Origin of the sequence: Labilibaculum sp. DW002 (genome assembly GCF_029029525.1) — a bacterium.
GTDB lineage: Bacteria > Bacteroidota > Bacteroidia > Bacteroidales > Marinifilaceae > Paralabilibaculum > Paralabilibaculum antarcticum.
The window spans coordinates 2,024,470-2,051,086 of the sequence record NZ_JAKJSC010000001.1 but is presented as its reverse complement, the minus strand read 5'-3'; the positions used below and the strand labels follow the sequence as shown (position 1 = coordinate 2,051,086).

27 protein-coding genes are annotated in these 26,617 nt (G+C 35.1%); 12 read left to right on the top strand and 15 right to left on the bottom strand.

The window, feature by feature from the left end; translation table 11 throughout:
• Positions 1–83: 83 nt before the first annotated feature.
• The 10 genes from L3049_RS07865 to dnaK all read right to left on the bottom strand — a co-directional run bounded on the left by L3049_RS07865 (position 84) and on the right by dnaK (position 8,279).
• A complete protein-coding gene (locus L3049_RS07865; RefSeq protein ID WP_275109255.1) occupies positions 84–689 on the bottom strand; it encodes a hypothetical protein in 606 nt (201 codons plus the stop codon).
• Positions 690–701: 12 nt separating this feature from the next.
• The gene (locus tag L3049_RS07860) at positions 702–1,610 is read right to left on the bottom strand and encodes a relaxase/mobilization nuclease domain-containing protein (RefSeq protein ID WP_275109254.1); all 909 of its coding nucleotides are present in this window, start codon (positions 1,608–1,610) and stop codon (positions 702–704) included.
• The gene (locus L3049_RS07855) at positions 1,600–1,962 is read right to left on the bottom strand and encodes a plasmid mobilization protein (protein WP_275109253.1); all 363 of its coding nucleotides are present in this window, start codon (positions 1,960–1,962) and stop codon (positions 1,600–1,602) included. The genes L3049_RS07860 and L3049_RS07855 overlap by 11 nt, the downstream gene beginning before the upstream one ends.
• A 109-nt stretch (positions 1,963–2,071) precedes the next feature.
• Positions 2,072–2,797 carry a hypothetical protein gene (locus tag L3049_RS07850; RefSeq protein ID WP_275109252.1) on the bottom strand — a complete coding sequence of 242 codons (726 nt, stop codon included), beginning with the start codon at positions 2,795–2,797 and terminating at the stop codon, positions 2,072–2,074.
• Entirely contained in the window at positions 2,751–3,143 is a 393-nt protein-coding gene (locus L3049_RS07845; protein WP_275109251.1) for a hypothetical protein, read from the bottom strand. Before L3049_RS07845 ends, L3049_RS07850 begins: the two co-directional genes overlap by 47 nt.
• Positions 3,140–3,493: a helix-turn-helix domain-containing protein gene (locus L3049_RS07840; protein WP_275109250.1), complete on the bottom strand. Its 354-nt coding sequence runs from the start codon at positions 3,491–3,493 to the stop codon at positions 3,140–3,142. Before L3049_RS07840 ends, L3049_RS07845 begins: the two co-directional genes overlap by 4 nt.
• 111 nt (positions 3,494–3,604) lie before the next feature.
• Positions 3,605–4,270 (bottom strand): hypothetical protein, encoded by a 666-nt coding sequence (locus L3049_RS07835; RefSeq protein WP_275109249.1) that lies wholly within the window; start codon positions 4,268–4,270, stop codon positions 3,605–3,607.
• A 40-nt stretch (positions 4,271–4,310) separates the two neighbouring features.
• Positions 4,311–5,570: a site-specific integrase gene (locus L3049_RS07830; protein WP_275109248.1), complete on the bottom strand. Its 1,260-nt coding sequence runs from the start codon at positions 5,568–5,570 to the stop codon at positions 4,311–4,313.
• A 20-nt stretch (positions 5,571–5,590) separates the two neighbouring features.
• Positions 5,591–6,151, bottom strand: a complete 561-nt coding sequence (locus tag L3049_RS07825; RefSeq protein ID WP_275109247.1) for a helix-turn-helix domain-containing protein — start codon at positions 6,149–6,151, stop codon at positions 5,591–5,593.
• A 220-nt stretch (positions 6,152–6,371) separates the two neighbouring features.
• Positions 6,372–8,279 (bottom strand): molecular chaperone DnaK, encoded by a 1,908-nt coding sequence (gene dnaK, locus L3049_RS07820; protein WP_275109246.1) that lies wholly within the window; start codon positions 8,277–8,279, stop codon positions 6,372–6,374.
• A 368-nt stretch (positions 8,280–8,647) separates the two neighbouring features.
• Here dnaK and panB point away from each other — a divergent pair, with 368 nt between their 5' ends.
• Together panB and L3049_RS07810 are read left to right on the top strand one after the other, a co-directional pair.
• On the top strand, positions 8,648–9,466 hold the full coding sequence (panB, locus tag L3049_RS07815; protein ID WP_275109245.1) for a 3-methyl-2-oxobutanoate hydroxymethyltransferase: 819 nt from the start codon (positions 8,648–8,650) through the stop codon (positions 9,464–9,466).
• A gap of 53 nt (positions 9,467–9,519) precedes the next feature.
• Positions 9,520–10,224 carry an RluA family pseudouridine synthase gene (locus tag L3049_RS07810; protein ID WP_275109244.1) on the top strand — a complete coding sequence of 235 codons (705 nt, stop codon included), beginning with the start codon at positions 9,520–9,522 and terminating at the stop codon, positions 10,222–10,224.
• Between the two features lie 34 nt (positions 10,225–10,258).
• Here the strand turns inward: L3049_RS07810 and L3049_RS07805 are convergent, their stop codons facing one another.
• Positions 10,259–10,747 (bottom strand): cytidine deaminase, encoded by a 489-nt coding sequence (locus tag L3049_RS07805; protein ID WP_275109243.1) that lies wholly within the window; start codon positions 10,745–10,747, stop codon positions 10,259–10,261.
• Between the two features lie 270 nt (positions 10,748–11,017).
• On the opposite strand from L3049_RS07805, the gene L3049_RS07800 reads away from it, so the two are divergent.
• Together L3049_RS07800 and L3049_RS07795 are read left to right on the top strand one after the other, a co-directional pair.
• The gene (locus tag L3049_RS07800) at positions 11,018–11,953 is read left to right on the top strand and encodes a glucosaminidase domain-containing protein (RefSeq protein WP_275109242.1); all 936 of its coding nucleotides are present in this window, start codon (positions 11,018–11,020) and stop codon (positions 11,951–11,953) included.
• 200 nt (positions 11,954–12,153) lie between these two features.
• Entirely contained in the window at positions 12,154–15,447 is a 3,294-nt protein-coding gene (locus tag L3049_RS07795; protein WP_275109241.1) for a WD40/YVTN/BNR-like repeat-containing protein, read from the top strand.
• 66 nt (positions 15,448–15,513) lie between these two features.
• Here the strand turns inward: L3049_RS07795 and L3049_RS07790 are convergent, their stop codons facing one another.
• Positions 15,514–15,900 carry a hypothetical protein gene (locus L3049_RS07790; protein ID WP_275109240.1) on the bottom strand — a complete coding sequence of 129 codons (387 nt, stop codon included), beginning with the start codon at positions 15,898–15,900 and terminating at the stop codon, positions 15,514–15,516.
• A gap of 1 nt (position 15,901) precedes the next feature.
• Complete coding sequence (locus tag L3049_RS07785; protein ID WP_275109239.1) at positions 15,902–16,468, bottom strand: RNA polymerase sigma factor; 567 nt, start codon at positions 16,466–16,468, stop codon at positions 15,902–15,904.
• A 606-nt stretch (positions 16,469–17,074) separates the two neighbouring features.
• On the opposite strand from L3049_RS07785, the gene L3049_RS07780 reads away from it, so the two are divergent.
• Entirely contained in the window at positions 17,075–17,446 is a 372-nt protein-coding gene (locus tag L3049_RS07780) for a hypothetical protein (protein ID WP_275109238.1), read from the top strand.
• A 116-nt stretch (positions 17,447–17,562) separates the two neighbouring features.
• Here the strand turns inward: L3049_RS07780 and L3049_RS07775 are convergent, their stop codons facing one another.
• Positions 17,563–18,417, bottom strand: coding sequence for an AraC family transcriptional regulator (locus L3049_RS07775; RefSeq protein ID WP_275109237.1), 855 nt, complete (start codon positions 18,415–18,417; stop codon positions 17,563–17,565).
• Positions 18,418–18,777: 360 nt separating this feature from the next.
• On the opposite strand from L3049_RS07775, the gene L3049_RS07770 reads away from it, so the two are divergent.
• The 7 genes from L3049_RS07770 to L3049_RS07740 all read left to right on the top strand — a co-directional run bounded on the left by L3049_RS07770 (position 18,778) and on the right by L3049_RS07740 (position 24,574).
• The gene (locus L3049_RS07770; protein ID WP_275109236.1) at positions 18,778–19,953 is read left to right on the top strand and encodes a 4Fe-4S binding protein; all 1,176 of its coding nucleotides are present in this window, start codon (positions 18,778–18,780) and stop codon (positions 19,951–19,953) included.
• Positions 19,954–19,956: 3 nt separating this feature from the next.
• On the top strand, positions 19,957–20,592 hold the full coding sequence (locus L3049_RS07765) for a nitroreductase family protein (RefSeq protein WP_275109235.1): 636 nt from the start codon (positions 19,957–19,959) through the stop codon (positions 20,590–20,592).
• A 319-nt stretch (positions 20,593–20,911) separates the two neighbouring features.
• Positions 20,912–21,208, top strand: coding sequence for a putative quinol monooxygenase (locus tag L3049_RS07760; protein ID WP_275109234.1), 297 nt, complete (start codon positions 20,912–20,914; stop codon positions 21,206–21,208).
• A 49-nt stretch (positions 21,209–21,257) separates the two neighbouring features.
• The gene (locus L3049_RS07755; RefSeq protein ID WP_275109233.1) at positions 21,258–22,274 is read left to right on the top strand and encodes an L-dopachrome tautomerase-related protein; all 1,017 of its coding nucleotides are present in this window, start codon (positions 21,258–21,260) and stop codon (positions 22,272–22,274) included.
• A gap of 9 nt (positions 22,275–22,283) precedes the next feature.
• A complete protein-coding gene (locus tag L3049_RS07750) occupies positions 22,284–23,081 on the top strand; it encodes an SDR family NAD(P)-dependent oxidoreductase (protein WP_275109232.1) in 798 nt (265 codons plus the stop codon).
• A gap of 7 nt (positions 23,082–23,088) precedes the next feature.
• Positions 23,089–23,964, top strand: coding sequence for a radical SAM protein (locus tag L3049_RS07745; RefSeq protein ID WP_275109231.1), 876 nt, complete (start codon positions 23,089–23,091; stop codon positions 23,962–23,964).
• Positions 23,965–24,028: 64 nt separating this feature from the next.
• On the top strand, positions 24,029–24,574 hold the full coding sequence (locus tag L3049_RS07740; RefSeq protein ID WP_275109230.1) for a nitroreductase family protein: 546 nt from the start codon (positions 24,029–24,031) through the stop codon (positions 24,572–24,574).
• 234 nt (positions 24,575–24,808) lie between these two features.
• Here L3049_RS07740 and L3049_RS07735 read toward each other — a convergent pair whose 3' ends face one another.
• The gene (locus L3049_RS07735; RefSeq protein ID WP_275109229.1) at positions 24,809–26,593 is read right to left on the bottom strand and encodes an acyl-CoA dehydrogenase family protein; all 1,785 of its coding nucleotides are present in this window, start codon (positions 26,591–26,593) and stop codon (positions 24,809–24,811) included.
• Positions 26,594–26,617: the final 24 nt, after the last annotated feature.

Sequence of the window (26,617 nt, the reverse complement as noted above, 5' to 3'; positions counted from 1 at the left end):
TTGTTGTTGATTTGGGATTACATTAAACTAAAAATAATATTGAACCTTTTTTATTTCTGGTGAATTTGATGTTTTCAATTGTGTCAGTTTGTTTTTAAAAACAATTCTTTTTTAGCTTTTGATTCGTATTCGTTCACATTCTTACGGATGTTATTTATTAATTCTTCATCTCTGCTGATATGAAATAATGTTTCGATATTTTGCAAGCCGGTTGAATCTATACTATGGATTGAATTAATATATCTGAATTTTAAATCATTGTCTGTCAGTCTTGAGTTTTCAATTTTTATTATAATTACACAAAATAGGAGTGATGCTGCAATGATAATTGAGCTGATTTTCCAAAGTTTAAGATTATTAATTAGAGTATCTTTTTTCAAAATTTCAGGATGACATTTCTCTTTTTGAAAATTAGATTGTAGATCACAAATTCTCTCTAAAAGTTCTTTGTTAGAATCTTTAAGTTGCGGAATAATCTGTTGAAATTCTTTTTGAGTACAATGAATTATGATTTTTTGCATCAAAGCTAAAAGATCATTTGTTGTAATTGTTTTATCTTTTTTTTCTGTTTCAGCAGGAGACTCAGCTTGGGCTGGAGAGATATTTTGTTGCTCTAATTTTTTCTCAATAACAGAAATTTTCTTTTTGATTTCTTCAAACATGGCGCTAATAAAACTATTGTCATTCATATCTAATGATTTTTATCTTCTTAAACCTTTTTTTCTTTTTTTTTGCTTTTGGAATTTTTGTTTTAATAAACCTGCATCATATTCACTATTTGCAGTTGAATTCAGCGTGTTGACTAAGTCTTTCAATAAAGCATGTTTTGATGTTGTGTCTGTCTTGTTTTGATAACTTGGTTTTGATTGCAGATTCAATGACCATTCGTTTTGTTGCAGGCGTAAATTAATTTTGGAATAACTAAGCGATCTGTCAACCTTAGAGCCATTGAATTTATAGCCATTTTTACTAAAGAGAACTCCTTGAATTTTGTTCGTGCTTCCATTTTTTCTCAGTTCAATGCTGATTTCCGATTTCCAAAGTTCATTTTCCAGTTCTTTCCAATTTCTTGATTTGGGAATTGCGAGTTGAAGCGTTCGGTAGATTTCATATTTACTTTTATCGGGTTCCCTTAGGCGGTGTTCTTTTACATTCTCTTTCCCTGAAGCAATATATAAACCATACTTTTTTGTCAGTTCCATACAGATCTTGGAGTTGCGCAACTTTTCTTTTTTATCGGATATTCGATTTCCATTATTATCAATACGGTTAATCATTAAGTGTATGTGTGGATGCTCAGTATCAAAGTGACGAACAATAATGTATTGTGTGTTTTCATATCCCATTTTTTTCAGATATTCCTGAGCCATATCAGTCATGAATTGATTCGTTAAACGGGCTTTGTCTTGTGCTGAAAAATCAAGTGAGATATGTGCTACAGGTTTCGATATATTTGGTTTCATTTTACTTTGTGTGATGAAACTTTGAATGATTGATGCTTTATCTTTTAAGCGAACACCTTTCCCATAAAGCAAGTGAGCATCTTTTTTTTCCAGAACATAGTTTACTGCTCCCTTAAAGCCGCTTCCCTGAACAATTTTAGCAATCATTTTCAATTCGTTTAATTAATCTATCCAAGTTTTTAGTCATGCTAATGCATCTACTATGTATATCTGAATAGCCTACAGTATTTGCTGTACGAGCAATCTGATTTACATTGTTTGCCATACCACAAAGCTTACGAATGTATCCCATCAATTGGGGCGTTAGCCTTTGTTTTACCACAGAGGAACGAATGCATCTCCGAATAAATTCGCTATGGTTAATTCCGGCAAAACTGGCTTTAGCTTTCAGTGTGTAAAATTCTTCTGTAGCCATTTTAACAGTTACTTTATAGCTCTTTTTTTCATATAGACTTTTGCTTGGGCGGCCATTTGTATTTCTATTTTTTATTCTTTTCATATCTGTTATGTTTATGAGACCGGCGGGATGTTTTGCCTAGAAGAGCAAGGTTTTGGTCAGACCAAAACACAAACTTGCTTCTCTAAAAAAATGATGTTTGCGCGACATCTTATATTCTTTTGCTTTCTCCCTGTAAAGTGATAAAGTTGAACATCATTTTTAAGCGGTCTCCAATCATTTGACCATAGAATTCATCAGAGGAAAGTGTGTTTAAAGTAAAATTTGAAGTGCCATGTGTTAGGGATCCAATATCGCTTCTCAAGCTTAGTAATTCTGATATTGGACGAGTTAGATTTCCATAATCTTGAACTGTTTTTGATTCACGTCCAAATTCATCAATAATTAAAGGACGGCGAACAAAATTATTCATTGATTGTTTTCGAATTTGCTCTTGTAATTCTACTGCTTTGATAAATAAAAGCAGGGGATGGTTGATACAGTACTTTCTTACAATATGATTGTGAAGCATGGAAAAAGTTTCAAGAAGTATGGTTTTTCCACATCCATATTTGCCTTGTAATAATATTCCTTTAGTCAGATCACCAGCAAAAGCAGGATTATTGGTTGCATAATAGTGCAACTGCTGTATTGTTGGCTCATTCTTGTCATCTATAAAAAAGCTTTTGTTTTGGAATCTTTTATGCAAACAAGCAGTACCGAATAGGATGAATAAGTTTCGAAAATCGGAATACTTGAATGGTAAAAGGAAACGCTGTTGCCGAATCTTTTTCTTTGCATCAGTAATAACTTTTTGAGCATCATTTTGCAATATCTTAACAGAATTTCGTTTAATCAAAATCGCTTCCTGTGTGGACAAATCCTTTCTTCTTTCCATTTGAATTCATCTTTGAGTTTTTGTTTTTAGTATTATTATAATAAGGTGAGAGTTTAGGTTTGGGACTAGGTGTCAGAATCTGATACTTAGTTTTGACCCTATAGCCACCTCCTGGGATATAATTTAAGAGTCCAGCCTCTTTCAATCTTTCCCTGGAGGATTTCAATACTTGTAAGGATATATTGGCATTGGCTACCATTCTTTTGTCTGCAAATTCAATCCACTCTGCCCAAAACGAACGATTTGCTAAATGAATCAGGAAAAAATACAGACGAGTTTCGTTTCCAGAGAAATTTTTCTGTTCATCTACTCGCCAAAAAATTGCCAATAATTGAAAAAGATTCATCTTCGGATTCCTTTAGGGCGTTTTTTGAATTCTATTTCTGCTTCTTTTTCAATCTCCTGCAAAGTTTTCTTTTTGCCCTTGGTAATCCATTTTAGTAGTTCATCTTCAAAAAAGTAGAGTTTCTTGCCATTTTTGTAGCAGGGGATCATGTGTTTTCTGACGAGTGCATAAATGGTAGGTTTGGCTTTCCCAATGACTCGACAGGCCTCTTCAATGCCAATTGGGATACGTTTTTGAGGTGAAATAGGTGTTTGACCTTTCTCAACAAGAACTTTTAGTTCTTCCACTTCATTTACCAAATGAGCAACTGCTTTTGGTAAATTTTCAAAAGAAATCTCATTTACATTCATAACTATCGTTTTTAATGGTTATAATGTAAATAAAACATGTGTTTTAGCCGTGTTTCGCTTCACTGAAAAAAACACTATAAAAACACAGGAAATAGTAATTCTTATTTATTGTTATTGTTCTGAAATGCTTTTTCGAATTTTAATGATGCCTTTCAGGTCATCATCTTTTAAGTGGCTTTTTATGGTATTGGTTTCAATATCTTCCAGGTAATTCGCAAATACACTTTTGAGAAAAAAAGATACTTCTTCTTGTTTGCTTACTCTAAAATGCTTCCAGATATTCCATCCAAAATGATAAAAATCAAGATTTGATAAGCCGTTAGTAGTTATGGGTTTTATATTGGCAAGAGGTTTTTTCTCTGCATAAAATATTACATACTGACAAAGTAAAAGCAAGTCTTCATCTGAGCAGTACGCAGCAAACTCCTTTTGAATGTATTGAATGGCAATATCTTTTTTATCCTGCTCATTTTTATCATTCCACTGTTGTTGCTCTGTTCTAATCTCTTTAAGCTTTTTTGAAATATTAGACTTTTTTAAGTGCTTTTTTTTTGAAAAAAAAATCCGAACAAATGTAAAGTAAAGGCCTTCGATAAAGAATGTAAGAATGAAATAAACTAATATACCTAATAAGGAAAATCCCCAAAATACATTTCTAGCAGTGAACTCATCTGCTCCAATATTAATTACAAACATTCTTGCAACAGTACCCAACAATATACACGCTAATAGAACAGATAAATAGATTATGATATATTCAAAATATTTGGAATTCATTTTGATACCGGGCTTTATTTATAATTATTTTAGTAATAGTTTATAGGTCTGTGTTTTTTATATCATCCAATTTTATGGCTTGTGCCGCTTTATTTTTTTTCTCATCCACCACTTTGGCATAAATTTGTGTTGTTTTCACATCAGTATGCCCTAGCATTTTGCTAACTGTGTATATATCAGTCCCACTTGTTAATTGTAAGGTAGCAAATGTATGGCGAAAGCAATGAAAAGTAATATTCTTTTTAATTCCTGCTGTCTTAATCCAATGTTTAAGTGGTCGGGAAATCCACGAAGGATTAGGTAAATCTTCAAATACTAATTGCTCGGGTCGACCTGGTTCTCCACAAAGTTGCAAAGCTTGGTCCGAAATAGGCATATACTCAACACCTTTAGTCTTTTTTTGAGTGAAATTAAGTCTTGTCTGATCTCTATCCATGCTTATTTCACTCCATTTCAGTTTCTGAATATCGATATGTCTTAATCCAGTAAGAGCAGAGAAAAGTGCCGCTCTTTTAAGAATATTACGCTCGCAAGGTGTAGCAACAAGTATATTCAATTCGTCAATTGTCAAATATTCACGACGTGACTCTTTTTCCGGAATCCCTTTAAGTTTAGCAGATAAATCTTCCTGTAGATATCCATCTATAAAGGCCTGTTTGAGAGTTGCTTTAAAAATTGTATAATAGGTTGAAGCCGTATTCTGAGAAATAATTCCACTTTTATTACCTCCCATAGGTGCTGATAGAAGGAAAAGCTTAAAATCTTCAGCTGTCGCAACATCTATTTGAGAAAACAAAAGTGTATTTCCTGCAAAAAGTTTTAAGAATTCAATTGTACGCTGCCAATTAATTAGAATAGATTTAGAGTTATTAGCATGGCGTTTAAAAGTTACTTTTCCAAAATATTCGATGAAGTTATGTTGTAAACGTTCTTTTTGTTCAGCTTGAGAATTTTCTGTGTCATTGTACAAATCTGCATGATCATATTCTTGTTGGCGGAGTTTTCGAATACTATCTGCATACAATATACTTTCTGTATCAATTTCACTGCGGCATATAATTATGCCATTATCATTACGTTTGGGTTTGTATGTTTTTTCACCATTAGAATTGGTTCGGGCAGTTCGTTTCTTATCCCATTCAACAGTAGTAATACTTCTATTTAGATATTCTCGAATGCGTTGAGGAGTAGTTTTGCCTGGAATAAATACCGGATAACTTTCCAAATAAACATACCATTCTTTTCTATCTTCTGATTTGCGAAGTCTAACGGTTACTTTTGTTTTTGAAAGTTGTTTCATGGGGTGATCGGTTTGGTTTGTTAAAACAATTTGTCAATTTGTTCCTTAGGTACATACACAAATTTTCCAATTTGTCGTCTTGGGATGCCATATCGACGAATTATTTTGTTTACTGTTGAAGGAGATACTCCAAATTTTTCAGAAACTTCACCAATTTTATAACATTCGTTTATTTCATAATGTATTCTTATTGGCTCTTCTTCGGGAGCTTCTGGCAAGTCAACAGTGCTAAACATAGCTTCCATGTGTAAACGACTAATTCTTGTTAATCGTTGTCCAAGGTTAAAGGCTGGAATTTTTCCAGCTAGAATTAGGCGACGAATTGTGTCTTTTGATATCCCAAAAAGAATAGTCGCTTCCGTAATAGAAATATAAGGACGGGTTTGAATATCTGCGATTTTATCAATGGACTTTTCCAGTAATGTTTGTTTTAGTTCAGTTTCCTTTGCTCGTTTTTTTCTTTCTCTTCCTGATTTATTTGCACAGTAAGGACTACAAAAGCGAGTGGCTACAGTTTTGGCTTCGAAAGGCTGTTCACATTGCTCACAAACCTTGGGTATTTTCAGATTGCTTTTCGCCATAGTATTTTACTTATATGATATGTCATTTTAATTAAGCCTTGATAGGACTGTTTAGGGCGCACATCATCACTTGATAACGCGCGGTACTATAATGGTACAAATATAGGGTAAAAAACAATAAAAATCCACTAATTTTAAAAGTTGAATATAAAAGAAAACCCCAGTAAAACAATGTTTTACTGGGGTTTAGTTATTTTTAACTATCGTTTATGATAGGGAATTACTTAACTTCTTCGAAGTCAACATCAGTTACTTCGTCATCTTGTTTTGCACCTGCATCAGCTTGAGGTTCTCCACCTGGTTGTCCACCAGCCTGAGGATCTTGTGCTTGAGCATTGTAGATATCCTGAGAAGCTGCCTGGAATACAGTATTCAATTCTTCAATTGCTGTATTGATTGCTTCAAGATCCTGAGCTTTGTGAGCTTCTTTCAACTTGTTAAGAGCATCTTCGATAGGTTGCTTCTTATCAGCAGGAAGTTTATCTCCAATTTCAGCTAATTGCTTTTCAGTTTGGAAGATAGTACTGTCAGCTTTGTTCAAAGTATCAACTTTTTCTTTAGCTTGGTTATCAGCTTCTTCATTAGCCTTAGCTTCGTCTCTCATACGTGAGATTTCTTCGTCAGATAATCCTGAAGATGCCTCGATACGAATTGACTGCTCTTTTCCTGTTCCCTTATCCTTAGCAGATACGTTTAGGATACCATTTGCATCAATATCGAAAGTTACTTCGATTTGAGGTACACCACGCTGTGCCGGAGGAATATTATCCAGGTTGAAACGACCGATAGTTTTATTACCGTTAGCCATTGGACGCTCACCTTGTAGTACGTGAATATCTACAGAAGGCTGGTTGTCAGCAGCAGTAGTAAAAGTCTCAGTTTTTTTAGTTGGAATAGTTGTGTTAGCTTCAATAAGCTTAGTCATTACTCCACCCATAGTTTCGATACCCATTGAAAGTGGCGTTACATCTAAAAGAAGTACATCCTTAACCTCACCAGTTAATACACCACCTTGAATAGCAGCACCTACAGCTACAACCTCATCTGGGTTAACCCCTTTTGAAGGCGCTTTCCCGAAGAATTCCTGAACGATGTTCTGAATAGCTGGAATACGAGTTGATCCACCTACTAAGATAACTTCATCAATTTCTGATTTAGAAACACCGGCATCTTGCAAAGCTGTTTTACAAGGCTGAAGTACAGCTTGAATCAATTTATCAGCTAATTGCTCGAATTGTGCACGAGACAGAGTTCTAACCAAGTGCTTAGGCATACCGTCAACTGGCATGATATATGGCAAGTTGATTTCAGTACTAGTAGAACTAGAAAGCTCAACTTTAGCTTTTTCAGCAGCTTCTTTCAAACGCTGAAGAGCCATAGGATCTTTACGAAGGTCAATGTTTTCGTCCTTAATAAATTCTTCAGCTAACCAGTCGATAATGATTTGGTCAAAGTCGTCACCGCCTAAGTGAGTATCACCGTTAGTAGACTTAACTTCGAATACACCGTCACCTAATTCAAGAACTGAAATATCGAAAGTACCACCACCAAGGTCGAATACTGCGATTTTCATATCGTTATCTTTCTTATCAAGACCATATGCTAAAGATGCAGCAGTAGGCTCATTGATAATACGCTTAACAGCTAAACCGGCAATTTCACCAGCTTCTTTAGTTGCCTGACGTTGTGCATCGTTAAAGTAAGCAGGAACTGTAATAACAGCCTCTGTAACTTCTTGTCCTAAGTAATCTTCAGCAGTTTTCTTCATTTTCTGAAGTGTCATAGCTGAAATTTCTTGTGGAGAATATTTACGATCGTCGATTAATACACGAGGTGTATTGTTATCGCCTTTAACTACTTTATATGGAACACGTCCAATTTCCTTAGATACCTTATCGTGAGTTTCACCCATGAAACGCTTGATAGAGTAAATTGTTTTAGTAGGGTTAGTAATCGCCTGACGTTTTGCAGGATCACCAATCTTTCTTTCTCCGTTCTCAATAAAAGCCACAATCGATGGTGTGGTTCTTTTTCCTTCACTGTTAGGAATTACAACTGGTTCATTTCCTTCCATTACAGAAACACAAGAGTTGGTTGTTCCTAAGTCGATTCCAATAATCTTACCCATTTTAATATTTATTTAAGTTTTTAATATTCGATTTTGTTTTGAGTTCTTTTTCAAACTCGATTGGATTTAATCAAAGCCTGTGCCAAGATGTTTTTTGCCAAAAGAAGTGTAATTCTGACATCGGAAACAGAAAAAACGCCTTAAATCCTGACATTGTTTCTGTCTTTTTGGCAGAAACAGTAATTGACAATTAAGAATTCGCAAATTTGAATAGTCGGATCTTACTTAAGTTGTTTCAGATTATTCTCCCTTTTTACTTTCTACTAGTTGTAAGCTTTTTACTTGTTACTTTTTTCTACCTTTGCATTTCAATATTAATTCTAGTTGGCTAGCATTGATTTGTCTAACTAGTGTCAAAATTTTAAAAAATGTCAATTCATAAAGAATCATTCAAACGAGTAACGACTCATATTCTTTCAGAGATGAAACTGAAAGGAGAAAAAATCGCCATGTTAACTTCTTACGATTTTTCAATGGCAAGCATTGTTGATAAGGCAGGAGTGGATGTGATTCTAGTTGGAGACTCAGCATCTAATGTGATGGCTGGTCATGAAACAACACTTCCGATTACACTTGATCAAATGATTTATCACGGCGCTTCAGTGGTTCGCGCAGTCAATCGAGCACTGGTTGTAGTTGATCTACCTTTCGGTACATATCAGGGAAATTCGAAGGAAGCTTTGTGTTCTTCTATACGTATAATGAAAGAATGTAGCGCTGATGCAGTGAAATTAGAAGGTGGTCGTGAAATCCTAGAATCGGTAAACCGAATTCTATCTGCAGGTATCCCGGTTATGGGGCATTTAGGATTAACTCCGCAGTCAATTCATAAGTTTGGAACATACGCTGTTCGAGCTAAGGAGGAAGAAGAAGCGACTAAACTATTGGAAGATGCAAAAATGCTGGAGGAGGCAGGTTGTTTTGCTCTTGTGCTAGAAAAAATACCTGCCAGTTTAGCGACGAAAGTTGCTGAGTCACTTACAATTCCTGTTATTGGTATTGGTGCCGGAGGTGGTGTTGATGGCCAAGTTTTGGTTGCTCACGATATGTTGGGAATTACTCAAGAGTTCTCTCCTCGTTTCTTAAGAAGATATCACAACCTTTTTGCTGAGATGAAAGGCGCAGTCGAAAATTATATTGAGGATGTTAAATCGAAAGATTTCCCTAGCGAAAGAGAGCAATACTAAGAATTAATAAATATAGAGTTGGCGGTTTTTTAATTGCTAATTAGGATTAGGATATGGCAAAAGAAAAAAGATTAGATGTGTTATTCGAGGATAATCACATTATAGCTGTAAACAAACGCAGAGGTGATATTGTTCAGGGAGATAAGACTGGAGATGAGCCTTTAAGTGACATGGTTAAGGCATACATTAAGGAAAAATACAATAAACCTGGTGATGTATACTTAGGTTTGCCACATAGATTGGATCGACCGGTTAGTGGTGTTGTAATATTTGCAAAAACGAGTAAAGCTCTTACACGTTTGAATTTGATGTTCCAACAGAAAGATAATGAAATTCGTAAGGTATATTGGGCTATTGTAAGTAATTGTCCAAGGTTAGAAGAAGAAGTGTTGACACACTACTTATTAAAAAACGAGGAAAAGAACAGAACTAATGTTTTTGATAAGCTTAAAAAAGGAGCGAAGGAAGCAACATTGGAATACAAGTTATTGACTCGTTCTCAAAAATATTTCATGCTTGAAGTGAAATTACACACAGGGCGTCATCATCAGATTCGCGCACAGCTAGCCAAAATAGGTATTCCTATTCGTGGAGATCTAAAGTACGGAGCAGCTCGATCTAAATCAGGTGGAGGAATTGGATTACACGCTCGTGAAATTTCTTTTATACATCCGGTAAAGCAAGAGCCTGTAAAAATTATAGCTCCAGTGCCAAACCAGGATAATCTCTTTAAAGAGTTTCAAAGTATGCTAAAATAAACAGAAAGGTCGATACAATTGTATCGACCTTTTTTTATTTTCCATCCAACATATCTTTTTCAAAATACAAGGGAAGCATTTCTTTACAGCTTTCAATTATTTTAATTTTCTTTTCTCCACAGAGAATCAATTTTATGGCTTGCTCATATCGATCTTCTGTTTCAAGTAATACTTGGCGACACGATCCACAAGGGGGTACAGGTGTATCTAAAAAACTACCATTTGTTTTCGAAGTAATAGCAATTGCTTTAACCGGAACGTTTGGAAACATCGAATTGGCATAAAAAATAGCCACTCGCTCAGCGCACAAACCAGATGGATAAGCTGAATTTTCCTGATTATTCCCTTGAATAATTTCATTGTTTTCTAACAAAACAGCAGCACCTACTTTAAATTCAGAATAAGGAGAATAAGAACGCAAAGCTGCTTCTTTTGCTTCTTTTACCAAATTTTGTTCCGATTGAGATAATTCATCTACTGAATTATATTCGTATACAGTTGTAATTATTTGACTTTTCTTCATTGCGTTACTCTTTGATCAGATTGTTTTGAGCTTGTTCGGCACGATTAAATCGATACTTTCTGAAATTTAAACAAATTTTATTAATTATAATAAACAAGCTACAATAGGCGTTTCCTAATATCAGTAACAAATTGTTTATTAATTTATTCTTTAAAGTAACGGAGGATAACAGGATTGTTATATTTTTATGGTTGTTTTGGAAATCGCAGCTAATATATACATAAATAGAGTGATTTCCCATTTTTACACACGATTCAAAATTTGAACCGAATGAAAAGAGTTTGTTTATATATACTTCTGAGTTTTTTTATAAGCTCAAGTATTTTTGCTAAAGGATACACAAGACAACAGTACATTCACAAGTATAAAGATTTGGCTATTAAGGAAATGATGCGAACAGGAATTCCTGCTAGTATTACTTTGGCGCAAGGATTGTTGGAGTCTGGAAATGGGAACTCCCAGCTGGCTACTAAAGCGAATAATCATTTTGGGATTAAGTGCCACGATTGGACTGGCCCGAGTGTTAAAATGGATGATGACAAGCGGAATGAATGTTTTCGAAAGTATGATCGACCGTACGATTCATATAAAGATCATTCCAAGTTTTTAACAACTCGTTCTCGTTATGCATTTTTGTTTAAATACAGTTCGGATGATTACAAACGTTGGGCTCATGGATTAAAAAAAGCAGGTTATGCTACCGATCCTAAATATGCACATCGATTAATAAAGATCATTCAAGAATCGCAATTGTATAAATTAGATGTCAAGGGTGAAGGACAAGATTACAAAATTTACAAGCCAGATGGAACAGATTTAGCCGATATTGATTCTGATTTGGAAATTGATCCTTTCGGAGCAAGACTAGAAATTGCCAATGGAATACATTATATCAATGTGAGAAAGGGAGATACCTTTTTTAGTGTTGAGAAAAATTTAGGCGTAAATCGCAAGAAACTACTGAAATATAATGACCTGCCTAAAAACTATATTTTACAGATTGGACAAAGATTGTATTTACACAATAAGCGTGGAAAAGCGGCAAGAGGTTATAATTTCCATAGAGTAAAAGAAGGTGATAGTCTTTACGGCATTTCGCAAGAATACGGCGTTAAATTGAAACGACTAAAGAAATTTAATGGCGTTAGGAGAAATTATAAAGTGAAGCTTGGCGAGAGGATCTGGCTAAGAAGCAAAAAACGATAAATTTTAAATCCGGTTCAAAAGAATCGGATTTTTTTATTTCTAATAAATCGGGTTTAACTTCGCTTAGACGATTAATTAACACATTGTCAAATAGGATATTCTTGTGAATTCTCGTAAATTCAACATGCAAATTATTTACACACATTATTAGTCGTTTAAGTTTGGTCTTATTCGGCTGAACTCAACCTAAAATAAACCGAATGAAATTGACTACAATTAGCTTACGGCGATTGGTATTTGCTTTCGCAATTACTGGGATTGTATTATCTCCTAGCATCGTTTCTGCAAAGAAAAAAACAGTAGAACCAAAGGTCGATACCTTAATTAACTCGAGTTTGGTTAGTGGACTTAAATTTAGAAACATTGGCCCGGCAACAACTTCAGGTCGAATTTCAGACTTTGCTGTAAACCCTAATAATCACAGTGAGTATTATGTGGCCGTTTCGAGTGGTAATATTTTCAAAACAATTAATAACGGTACAACTTGGAAACCTGTATTTGATAAGTATGGCTCTTACTCTATAGGAGTTGTTACTATGGATCCGAATAATAGCAATGTTGTTTGGGCTGGTACAGGAGAAAATAATCACCAACGAGCTTTAGGGTATGGTGATGGTGTTTATAAAACCATGGATGGTGGAAAGACATGGAAAAATATGGGTTTGAAAGAATCTCGTCATATTGGAGGACTTGTTATTGACCCGAGAAATTCTGACATTGTTTTTGTAGCTGCCGAAGGATCTGCTTGGGGATCCGGTGGGGACAGAGGTTTGTATAAAACCACTGATGGTGGTAAAACCTGGAAAAAGGTTCTGACAATTAGTGAAAATACAGGTGTTAACAATGTGATAATTGATCCTGTTAATCCTGATATCATGTATGCCACATCGGAACAAAGACGTCGACATGTGCATGCTAAAATTAATGGAGGCCCGGAATCGGCTATTTATAAATCGACTGATGGTGGTAATACTTGGAGAAAGTTAACTTCAGGTTTGCCCAAAGTGCATAAAGGAGGAATGGGTATTGCTGTTTCACCTGTAAATCACAACTATGTGTATGCTATAATTGAAGCTGCTGACGGGCAGAGTGGTTTTTTTAGATCTACCGACAGAGGCGAGTCTTGGAAAAAAATGAGCAAGCATGTTAGTAGCGGACAATATTATAATGAAATTTATTGTGACCCGATTGATGCAGATAAAGTGTATTCAGTTGAAACGCGTTCTCATGTGACAACAGATGGTGGTAAAACATGGACTCGGTTGGGTTTAAAAAATCGTCACGTAGATGACCATGCTATATGGATTGATCCTAATGATACCAATCATTTCATGATAGGTGGGGATGGTGGAATTTATGAAAGTTTTGATGCCGGATCTAATTACTTATTTAAATCAAATTTATCAATAACTCAATTCTATCGTGTCCAAGTTGATAATGCCTTACCATTTTATAATATTTATGGGGGAACTCAAGATAATAATACTTTAGGTGGACCATCCAGAAATATCAGTAGAAGAGGAGTAACCAATGCAGAGTGGGAACCAATTTTAGGTGGCGATGGTTTCTGGGCACAGATTGACCCAACAGATCCTAATATTGTGTATTGCGAATATCAGTATGGAAATTCTTTTCGTTACGATAAAAAAAGTGGCGAAAAAATTAATATTAAACCGAGAGAAAAAAAAGGAGAATTGGCATACAAATGGAATTGGAACGCTCCGATGATTTTGTCTTCTCATAAAAATACGAGACTATATGTAGCGGCTAATAAAGTATTTCGTAGTGATGACAGAGGAAATTCCTGGGAGGCAATAAGCGATGATTTGTGCTCTGGAAAAGATCGTGACTCTTTTAAAGTTATGGGAAAATATTGGGCCTCGGATGCAGTGAAAAAACACGTTTCGACTTCTCAGTTTGGAACTATTGTTTCTTTAGCCGAATCACCATTAAAAGAGAATCTTCTTTTTGTTGGTACCGATGATGGATTAATTCAGGTAACGGAAAATGGAGGAGAGCAATGGACAAAACATGCCTCTTTTACTGGAATTCCTCAATATACTTATATCAGTGATATCTTACCATCTAAATTTGATGAGAATATTGTATATACAAGCTTTGATAATCGTAAACGTGATGATTTTAAGCCCTATGTTTTAAAAAGTTCTGATAAGGGAAAAACGTGGGTTAATATTGCTTCAAATCTACCTAAGAATGGTACTGTTCATACAATTGAACAAGATTTTATAGATTCTAACTTATTATTTGTAGGAACAGAGTTTGGTATATTCTTCACTAAAGATGAGGGCAAGAATTGGGTGCAGTTAAAAGCGGGTATTCCAACTATTGCAGTTCGTGACTTAACAATTCAACAGCGAGAAGGTGATTTGGTTGCTGCTAGTTTTGGGCGTGGTTTTTATGTTTTAGATGATTATTCTCCTTTGAGAAATGTAAACCCGGCTTTTGTGAAAAAATCAGCACATCTATTTCCTGTAAAGGATGCTTTGATGTATATAGAAAAAGGTGGTAAAGGTAATATGGGATCAACTTATTTTACGGCTCCGAATCCTAAATTTGGTGCCACATTTACCTACTATTTAAAAGAGGTACCTAAAACTGCTAAACAAATCCGTAAGGAGAAAGAGAAAAAGTTGTTTAAAGCTGGCGAATTTATTCCACAAGCTAGTTGGAAAGAATTGGAAGATGAGGAGAAAGAATTGGCTCCTTATCTTGTATTTGTTGTAAAAGATGCTGAAGACAATGAGATACGAAGACTAACCACTGCCGCAAAGAAAGGCATTAATCGCATCAATTGGGACCTGCGTTACCAGTCCTTAAATCCTGTAAAGGATACTGAGTTTAAGCCGACAAAAAAGCCTCGATCAGGAATGATGATTATGCCGGCTAAGTATCAGGTTGAAATGGGAATTGTGAGCAAGGGAAAATATGAATTATTAGCCGATGCTGTATCTTTCGAAGCACTAACTTTAAGTAACAGAAGTTTGCCAGCAAAAGATCGTGAAGGCTTGGTTGCATTCCAGCAAAAAGTAGCTAAAATGTCGAGGGCAATACAAGGAAGTATGCAACTGAGTAATGCTTACAAGAGTAAAATTAGCGCAATTAAGATGGCAATTTTGCAAACACCTGGAGCAAATGAAACTTTAAGTACAATGGTGAACGACTTGCAAATGGAAGTTGATGCTATTGATTTCTTATTTAATGGAGTTGATGCCAGAGCGAGTGGAGAAGAAATTCCTCCTGCTCAAATTCCGATTTCTAACAGAATCGGAAATATTGTGGGTACGCATTGGGCCAGTACTTCTGGTGTTACACAAACGCAACAGGAGCAGTTTGAAATTTTGAAAGAGGAATTTCCTACTGCTTTGCAAAGACTGCATAAGTTAGCTAAAGAAATAAAAATACTTGAAAATGAGTTGGAAAGTTTAGGTGCTCCTTGGACACCAGGGCGTATTCCTACTTATGAGGTAGAATAGCTATTTTAAAAAAATAGAAAGGGATAAACTTGATAGTTTATCCCTTTTTTTATCATCAAATTGAAATTATTCTAATCGATCTTTGGTTCTACTCAAGAGAAACGAATCTGCTAATTGAATCGAAGTAATTGTAAGCAAACCAAAGGCAAGCGGATATTTGAAGTTGATGGCAAAATCGAGAATAATATTTGCCAAATCTATTTTAAAGTAGAATAGTATTCCAACTGCAAAACCAACAATTACAATCAAACCAAGACTCATTATGGCATGTTTAAGCAGCGCCTCACGAATCGATTTTCGTTTCTCGACAAGCTCCGTTACATTATCAGCAAAATTTACAGGAATATGAATCTCAAAATTGTCCTCTAAACTTTCCTTCAGCATCTGATCGATGAGATTCAATTCTTCCAAATCGAATTCATCATTTGTGTATTTATCTTGATTATTTTGCATATCAGTTCAATTTATATTTAACTAATTCGCTTTTTTCAACTAATTCTTTCAATAATTTTCTAGCTCTAAAAATGTAGTTTTTCACTGTCCCTTCAGGTAGCCCGGTTATCTCTACAATTTCTTTATAGCCCATTTCTTCCAGATGATACAAACTGAGAACTGTTTTGTATTGAGTCGGAAGTTGATCCACCATTTTCCGTACATATGTTTTCAATTCTTTTTTCTCAACGATATTCTGAGGATGATCATTTGTTATCATATCAGGATGTATGAATTCACGTTCTGATTCATCAATATCAGTTCCTGTTTTTTTCTTTTTGATATGATTGACCGCCACTCGATAAGCTATGGTTGCAATCCAAGTTGATAATTTTGATTCTCCTCTGAACTTGGGGAGCTTTTGATGCACCTTAATAAAAACTTCCTGACACACGTCTTCCAAATCTTCCTGACGATTCAATAAACGGGCAGCCACGTGAAATACGAGACGCTCATATTGCTTCACCAAAAACCGAAAGGCCTGTGGATTGCCATTACATATTTGGTGTATCAGCTCTTTTTCCTTCATCTTTGATTGAGTAGACAGGCACTCTTCTTTAATTGTTGCAAAATTTTACAAATTAATTATATTTTTCTTTGGGTGTTCCCCTTCGGGTCGGGCCATACGCTATTACTCCTCGCTCGTACCTCGCTGTGGGGTAGTCGCTTCTACCCCTAACACATGTTGCAAATATTATGAGTATTTTTAAAGTTAAAGTATTTTCTGTTCACACATCCAATTTTTCTTATTCCATTTGCAATCTGAGCTAACCCTAGTTGTATCGATACTAAAAGAAGTAAATCCTCTGTGTTTCTCAGTGTACTATGTGGTAGAATTATTTTTGCAAATTAAAATTTGTTTAGTCGATAACGAATTTTGAACTACCACAGAGTAAAAAAAGTATATTGGGAATCCGAACCAAAGTAGGAATCCCAAAGACAAAATTTTGTGCTCCGACTTCAAGTTCGGAGCACGAATAAATAATCATTCTACTTTTATAATTTTATTTGATCTCTGACTCGAAGTCGGAGTCCCAAGAAATGGAATCGAAAAAAAGTTTAAGCTTTTTGCAACATTTTAAAACGAAGCATGGTCTAATGAGCAAAACAAATTGAAAAACTAAAAATTAGAGATATGAATATTGGTGAATTGTTAATGGCTGCAGTGGTGTTCTTTAGTATCATCACATTTGTAAAAATGATGTCTTCGCACTTTTTGAAAAGAAAGATAATTAAAACAGGTCATTTTGATCGTGCAGAGATTTTGGATCAGAATACTGAAGTTGAAGTTAAGAAACAAGTGAAGTATGACCAGTTTCCTGCATTAAAATGGGGATTAGTTGCCTTTTTTGGAGGTTTAGGATTTATAGCAATGGAAGTTATAGGTATGGAATATCCTATTTTTAAGGAATATAGAAGTGCTATGCCTTATGGAATATTCTTTGTTTCAGTTTCTATTGGCTTTTTGGCTTATTACTTTATAATGAGTAGGAAAATTAATGAATAGTCTTTTTCAAATTAAATAATTTTCCAAAACCTCCATTAGATTTTTCTATTGGAGGTTTTTTTACGTCATCGAGAAATCTTCTAGTTTACGCTAATTGTATTTTTTTGGTGAAGTAATTAATTACAACAAACCTGGCCACTGCTTCTAAATTCTTTAACCGTCATACCATAAACCTTTTTGAATGATTTAGCCAGATGACTGCTGTCGGTAAAGTTTAGCTGATAGGCAATTTCTTTTAAGGACAAATCGGTATGCAGCACCTTTGTTTCCACAATGCGAAGTTTCGACTTGGTAATGTAATCTGCCAAACTAATACCTGCCTGCTTCTTAAAATACTCCGAGAAATAGGTTTTCGAGATACCAAACTTATCAGCCAGCTTCGGTACTCTCAAATTGTCGCTAATAAAAATATGAGTGTTTATATACCTCAGAACTTCCCCAAAACGATTATCAACATCATTGGCCTGATCTACATATCTTTTCTCAATACTTCTGGCCAAAATATTTAGAATTGAGGCTATGGATCCCGCAATAATCGCTTCTGAGTAATTATCGGCAGACAAGTGTTCCTGGTAAATGGATTTGATGTTATCGATGATAAACTTCCTTTCTCTATCGGTAGGTATAATATCTCCAGGCACCTTGTTGTAATTGGCTATGATATAGGCAATACGATCGAACCAATCCTTATAACTGGTCAGTCCATCTTCCTTTAAAAAGAAATGATCGGTAAAGCTTATGAAGTAAAATCTGGAATGTTCTTCAATTTTAAATGAATGGCAATCTAAGGGAGGAAGTAGAAATATATTCCCCTCTTTATATTCAAATTCATGCTGATTGATACACTGATAACCGGAACCTTTCTCTACATAAACAATCTCGAAGAAATTGTGCTTATGCGGTCTCTTTCCCCACGAAGACATTTCTTCAATCTGGATTTCGAATAATTTGTTAGTTCTCTCTGTAAACATTGTATCTATATTGGTTTGTCTTTGCAAATGTAGGGATAAACTAATGATTAAAGATGTTAATAAAAGGTTAAAGTAACTTTTCCACACATAAAACCATTAATAATACAATAAATCTCTTTTATATACATAGGCTTCAGGTCAAGGGGGTAACATAATGTAAGTGTGAGATACCATTTTTCCCAATCTCGATACAATGAATAAACTTATCGGCAGATATACTTTTGTAACATCGATAAATAATAAGGGATTTCCTTCGATAGGGTGATTAAATAGAAATAAAAATATGAAGAAATTAAGTGTTAGCGATGTAATCAATATTATACTGGCGGCAGTAGTAATTATTTTATTATTGGCATTATGATGAAAATTGGGATAGGTCAAACTTCAGTTCAAAAGGTTTATGCCATTACTGTAATTATTTTATTGCTAGGTGTATTGGCAATGCAAAGGGATAAATTTTTTGGCTATGAATTATTTACTAGCAAAACTGATGTAAAGCAAGATGCAAAATATACAATTAATGATATTAGGATATTATTCTCAGATGCCTCGAGCTATAAAGTTCAGAATGATAGTATCATCGTTTTTTCAAAAGAACATCAAATTGGTTGGGCATATAATACCAGTCCAATTTCCGATTCAATTATCGGATTTGCTTCCTCGGTACCGCTACTCTTAGCTTATAGTAATCAGGATAGTCTTGTCGGAATTAGGCTGCTTAAGAATTATGAATCGCCAGATTTTGTACAAAAAATAAAGGAAACCGGATTCATGGAATCGTGGAACAACTTGAAAATTCAAGATGTGCTGAATGCAAAGGTTGATGTTGTTTCCGGAGCTACGTTAACTTCAAAGGCAATTATAAAGACAGTAAAACATAGAACAGGAAAAATTTTAAAGCAGTCAGTTTCTCTTGCTGTGCAAACTGATTTTTTAGCAATCTTTAAAAGTGTCCTGGGGGTCGTTTTACTAATTCTGGCATTAATTCAGTTTTTCAGACCTAAAACGCTAAAAAGATTTCGACTTATTTATCAGATTTTGCTTGTGGTGATTTTAGGATTTTGGTCGGGAACATTCCTTTCCTTGTTCTCTTTCAATAATTGGACTGTGCATGGAATTGATTTGCCAGCAAAACTATTTGTATTTGCAGTTTTAGTTTTGAGCATTGTGCTTCCCTTACTTACCAGTAAGGCGTTTTACTGCAGTCATCTTTGTCCTTTTGGAGCATCACAAGATTTATTGGGAAAAGTAAGAAAGAACAAACTGAAATTACCCAATAATGTAAAACAATTCGTGGCAACACTGCGCGAAAAAGTATTTGCAACTATCATGTTGTTATTATTTACGGGAGTCAGTTTTGATTTGACCAATATAGAGCCATTCTCAGCTTTCCTATTCAGATCAGCTTCTATTCCAGTTATTGTCTTAGCGGTTACATTTTTGCTGTTATCTATTTTCATCCCTCGTCCTTGGTGCAATTATGCTTGCCCTACAGGATACCTATTAGAAACAATTAGAAAACCATTCAAAAAATAAATCATGAACAAGAGTCATTTATTATCCTTATTGTTAGTAATCGCCTTACTTCTTTCAACCTATAAGTTGGTTGAAATGAAACATGAGGTAGAAGAGATTTCTCAATCTGCAACAACTAAAAAAGAAGCAATTTTATCAGTTATTCACAGTCGCAAGAGTGTTAGAAACTACACCGATCAACAAATTTCTGACGAAGATATAACAACTATTTTGAGAGCAGGTATGGCTGCTCCTACGGGCTTTAATGCACAACCATGGCAATTTATTGTTATCAAGGATAGAAATACGATGCTCGAATTAAGGAAAGAATTAAAGTATGCACGAGGTTTAGATGGTTCTCCTGCTGCTATTGTTGTTTGTGGTGATATGAATAAGGTAAGAGAAGAAGCTCCTGAATTTTGGATTACAGATACCTCTGCAGCAACACAGAATATGCTTTTGACTATGGAAGGAATGGGACTAGGAGGTGTTTGGAGTACTTTATATCCTGGAAAGGATAGGATGGAACATGCACGAAAGGTGCTGAATTTACCGGAACACATCATGCCGATGTGTGTGATTCCTTTTGGTTATCCTGCAGGTGTTGAAAAAGCTAAAGATAAATTTGATGTTGCTAATATACATATGGAAAAGTGGTGATACCTCTAAGAATAAACTAGTATTATATCTCTTAAAGAAGCATCAGAATAAATTATTCTTGATGCTTTTTTTGGTTTAAGCTTAGATACTGAGATGTCTACTAATTGTATAATTATTGGTTGTTTGGTTTGGTATTTAGATTTAAAAACTCATTTGTTTCAATTATTCAGTCATATACCGTTTTTTTTAATTAAAAACCTTTTAATATACAATACTACCCAATTCTCTTACAATCATTGAATGTCATTCAGGATGTAACTTTGTCATCTCGATAAATCAAACAAGAGTATAAAAGAATTACTACAAAAAATATTATTTCATGAAAGATCAAAAAATAAGTATCGTAGCACGAATATTAGTTAGGGAAGGTGAAGCAGACACAGTAAAAGCTGAATTGCTGAAACTTGCTGACTTGTCAAAATCAGATAAAGGATGTATTAATTACGATTTACATCAGGATAAGGAAAATTCAAACCTATTTTTTGTATATGAAAATTGGAAAAATCCTGACGCTTTGCAGAAGCATGTAGAAAGCACTCATTTTACTGAATACATGAAAGCAACTGAGCTTGCAACTGAAGAGTTTGTAGTTAATAAAATGATTCACATTGCTTAGTTAGTATTTGAAACTGAATTAATATTGAAAATTAAAAAGAATCATAGAAATGAAAAATTTATATATTAAGTCATTAGTAGCAACTATCCTTATATTGTTTACAAGTGCGAACATCAATGCCCAAACAGCTAAACTTGCTGAAACAGTTCTTTCTTCTGAAACGGTTAGAACTGGAAATATGACGATAAGCCCATCGGGTAGAATGTTTGTTTCAATTAATCCTCTTTTAGGAGCTGATGTGCGCGTATACGAGATTGGTGAGAATGGTGAAACTAAGGTTTATCCAAATGCTGAATATTCAAAAGGAGAGGATTCAAAAATTAAAGCTATTATAGGTATTAGAACGGATCGCAAAAACAATCTTTGGTTGTTAGATATGGGAGCCAAACAGTTTATTGTTTGGGATACTGAAAATGAGAAGTTGGTGAAGACGATTGAAATTCCAGAAAATGTTGTGACGCCAGCCAGTTTTCTGCAAGATTTCGTAATCGATGAAAAGCACAATCGTGTTATTATTGCTGACATGACTCAAGGAGACTTAAAAAGTACTCCAATACCTGCCTTTATTGTTATTGATACCAAAACTGGCGCTGCAAGAAGAATGATAGAAAGCCACGCATCGATGATGCCTGATTTTGAAGGAGGATTTGCTTTAAATCCAATTGCTATTGACCCTAATTTTAAATGGGTATACTTTGGAGCCTTACACGGTAAAAAAATATATCGAGTGCCTGCAAAAAGTTTTGACTCCGATGAAGAGTTAACTGCAAGTATTGAAGAGTATTCTGCAAAATCATACAGCGATGGTATTGCTGCAGATAAAAAAGGGAATGTTTACATAAGCAATATCGAACAAAACGAACTTGCTGTGTCTAATGCTAAAGATGGATTCAGAACTATTGCAACACTTCCAGTTGGTCAAACATGGCCAGATGGATTGCATCTGGCTAAGGATGGCTATTTATACAGTACTGTTGATCAGTTAAACAGAGTACCTGCTCTTAATAATGGAAAAGACGATAGTGTTGGACCATTTATTATTGTGAAAACAAAGTTAACTAAATAATAAGCTGAAATGGTTAAGAATATACTAATTACAGGTAGTACAGATGGAATTGGAAAACTTGTTGCGGCAATGTTCGCAAAAGAAGGACATACAGTTTATGTACACGGAAGAAGCCAAGAGAAGGTAAATGCCACAATTTCTGAGCTTAAAGGATTGACAAAGAATGAGTCTATTCATGGCTTTGTGGCTGATTTATCAGATTTAGATGCTGTTAAAAAAATGGTTTTGCAAGTGAACGATGAGGTATCGCACATCGATATTTTAATCAACAATGCCGGTGTTTTCAAAACTCCTTTTTCTGTGAATAGAAATGGTTTGGATCTGAGATTTGTAGTCAACTATTTGGCACCATATTTACTAACCAAAGGACTAACGCCATTGATCAAAAAGGGAAGTAATGCTCGTATTATTAACCTGAGTTCTGCTGCACAAGCTCCTGTTTCTTACGATGCGATTGTTGGTAAAAAAGAAGTGTCGGTTAACGAATTTTATGCAATAAGTAAATTGGCATTAACCATGTGGAGTTTCCGATTGGCAAAAGAGTTGGAAGATATAGCAGTAATCGCTGTAAACCCGGGATCCTTGCTGAATACAAAAATGGCTAACGAAGCATATGGTCAACATTGGTCTCCGGCCAATAAAGGCTCTAATATTTTATACGACTTGGCCGTTTCGGAAGATCATAAAGGTATTACAGGAAAGTATTTTGATAATGATAATGGTGTTTATGCCAAAGCTCATCCAGATGCATACAATGAGACCGCAATTAATGAACTGATTGATTTTACAAATAAATTAATCGATTAAGAAAAAGATGAATTATACAGGACCAGTTTACAGACCTCCTTATGAGGCAAATACACTCTTGCTGCAAGTAACAGTGGGATGTGCACACAACAAATGTACGTTTTGCACCATGTATCGTGATGTGAAATTCTCTGTTGATCCGATTGAACAAGTTGAAAAGGATTTGCAGGAAGCTCAAATGAGAAATGGCAATGTAAAGCGAGTATTTTTGGTAAATGGAGATGCTTTTGTTCTTTCCGCAAAGCGTTTAAAGGCAATTGCCAAATTGATTCACAAATACCTACCTGAGGTTGAGATCATAACAATGTATGCCTCAATCAACAATATTATCGGTAAAACGGATGAAGAGCTGGCTGACTTGAGCAAGCTTGGTATTGGTGATTTGTGGGTTGGTGTGGAAACAGGTTTGGGTGAAGCTCTTGATTATCTTAATAAAGGTGCGTCGTTAAAGGATGTCCATGAACAATTAGAACGCTTGAATAAAGCTGGAATCACCTTCTTTTATGGATTTATGTTTGGCGCTGCGGGTAAGGGGAAAGGAATTGATAACGCTAAGGCCAATGCACAACTTATTAATAAAGTTAAGCCTGTGGGTATTGTTCCAACATCACTAAATGTAAATGAAGGAACTCAACTTGCTAAAGATGTTGAAGAAGGTATTTTTGAGATGGCTACTGAACGTGAAGTGCTCGAAGAACAAAAGAAAACATTAGAGCTAGTGGATGTGGAAACCTATTATATGGGAATCCATATTATAAACACAGTTAGTTTTGATGCGAAACTACCAAAAGAAAAACAAGCTGCCATCGATAGGGTCAACTACGTTCTTTCAGATATGGATGAGGCAGTTTTGAACAGTGTTCCTGTACGTCATACGATTTAATCGGATTTTAGACCAGATATTTAAAGCTTAAAACATAGATTGAAAACTAAAAAAAAATAAAGTAATGGATGCAATTGAAATGATTAAAGAACGCAGAAGTGTGCGTAAGTTTAAAAATGAAATAGTAGACCACGAAACAATGACGGAAATTGTTGAGCTAAGTAGATGGGCTCCTTCTTGGGGAAATTTTCAAGTTGCCAGATATACTTTGGTAGATGATAAGGCGATAATTACTAAGTTGGCAAATGATGGTGTAGATGGATTTGTATACAATGTTAACACTCTAAAAGAAGCTAAAGGCGTTGCTGTATTGAGCTTTGTAAAAGGCAAAAGTGGCAAATTGGAAGGTGACGATTATGCAACTTCAAAAGCTAGTGTTTGGGAAGTATTTGATGCGGGTATTGCTTGTCAAACTTTTTGTTTAGCGGCACATGCCAGAGGTGTTGGTACATGTATAATGGGTGTTATTAACGATGAGAAAATTTCTGGAATAGTAGGATTGCCAGAAGAAGAAACCGTTGCAGCAATGATTGTTTATGGTTACGAAGATGGGGAACATGCACCTGCAACTCCAAGAAAAAATGTTGAGGATATTATGCGCTTTGTATAACATACAACTAAAAAAACTGTACGCAAAGTGAATTGATTACAGTATCTTAAATCCTAAAAAACATAAGAATTAAAACCCCTCCAAAGGCAAATAATTGTCCAATGGAGGGGTTTGTTTTTAATATGCTATTCTAATTTAAGAGAGCTTGAACTTCTATCTTAACTAGTTCCCGATTAGAATATTCAATTGGGGTTCATCAATTTTATTTTTTGATACTAAAAAGTATTTTTTCATCTAAAAACAATAAGAATTTTCTTCAATTAATTTTTTCGCAATTTGGCGACGTTCATCTTTAGTGTTTAGTCCGCTATGTTTGGTGAATCGTTTGATACCAAGAAGCATCATTCTAAGTTCATCACCAGAAGCCAAAGAGTTAAGCGCATCCTTAGCATTCTTATGAATGCGGTCTGCAGCATCGTAAATGAATATTTCCACCATTGCTACTTGTTCTTTATAAGTATCAGCATCTTTTGAGTCAATTAGTTTCTGAACTCGTAATAACATTGATTCAGCTAAATAACAATCCATAATAATGTTTGAGATATTCATTAATATTTCTTGCTCATGACTTAATTTCTGCATAAATTTTTGTGCTGCTGCACCTGCTACCAATAAGGCTGCTTTTTTGAAATTAGTTACAAGCTTATTCTCTCTAACAAATAAACTTTCATCAGCCTCGCCAAAGTCTGGAATTGCCATTAGTTCTTTTACTACAGCTTGTGAAGCTGATAAAAGAGGCAATTCATTTTTGAAAGCTTTCCTCAAAAGGAAATCAACAGTAAGCATTCGGTTGATCTCGTTTGTACCTTCAAAAATTCGATTGATACGAGAATCGCGATAAGCTCTTTCCATAGGCGCTTCTGCTGAGTAGCCCATGCCACCATAAATTTGAACACCTTCGTCTACAACAAAGTCAAGGGCTTCTGAGGCTGAAACTTTAAGAATAGCAGCTTCGGCAGCAAATTCTTTTTGTGCTTGAATAACTGCTTGCTCTTTTGGAGTGCCTTCCTCCATCAAATGATGCATGGTATTTTGGATGTCGTTACTACATCTGTAAATAGCCGATTCTACAGCATAAGTTCGCATAGCTTGTTCTGCAATTTTGTGTTGAATAGCACCAAAGTTTGCAATTGGCTGACCAAACTGAATTCTTTCATTGGCGTATTTTACAGAATTGTTGATGACATTTTTGCCAGCTCCCAAAACAGCTGCTGCTAATTTAATTCGACCATTATTCAAAATGTTTAATGCAATTTTGAATCCTTTACCTCTTTTTCCTAGTAAGTTTTCAATTGGTACCGGGCAACCTTCAAAAAACATCATACAGGTCGAAGACCCTTTTATTCCCATCTTTTTTTCTTCTTGCCCGAGCTTGATTCCACTGAATGATTTTTCAACGATAAAAGCACTTAAATCTTTATCATCATCAATTTTTGCAAAAACGGTATAGACATCAGCAAATCCACCATTGGTGATCCACATTTTTTGTCCGTTAAGGATATAATGAGATTTGTCTTCTGAAAGAATCGCTTTACTCTTTCCAGAGTTGGCATCTGAACCTGCACCAGGTTCTGTAAGGCAATAGGCTCCTTTGAATTCACCACTAGCAAGTTTCGGTAGGTATTTATTTTTTTGCTCCTCAGTACCATAATATAGAATAGGGAATGTGCCAATACCCACATGTGCGGCATAGGCAACAGCAAATGAACTAAATGTCCCCATTATTTCGGTACTAAGCATAGATGTGTTCATATCTTGTCCAAAGCCTTCATATTCTTCGGGAACAGATACGCCTAATAAGCCCAACTCGCCGGCTTTTTCCAGTAGTTCAACCATCAAGCCTTCTTGTTGATTGTCTATATTATCCAGATTGGGAAGAATCTCTTTTTCCAGAAAATCACTACAGGTTTCTTTAATCATGATTTGCTCTTCTGAGAATTCTTCAGGAATAAATATGTCTTGAGGCTTGGTCTCTTTTACCAGGAATTCACCGCCTTTTACTGTTTTTATCTTTTCCATGTTTGTTGATGTTTAATAATTAGT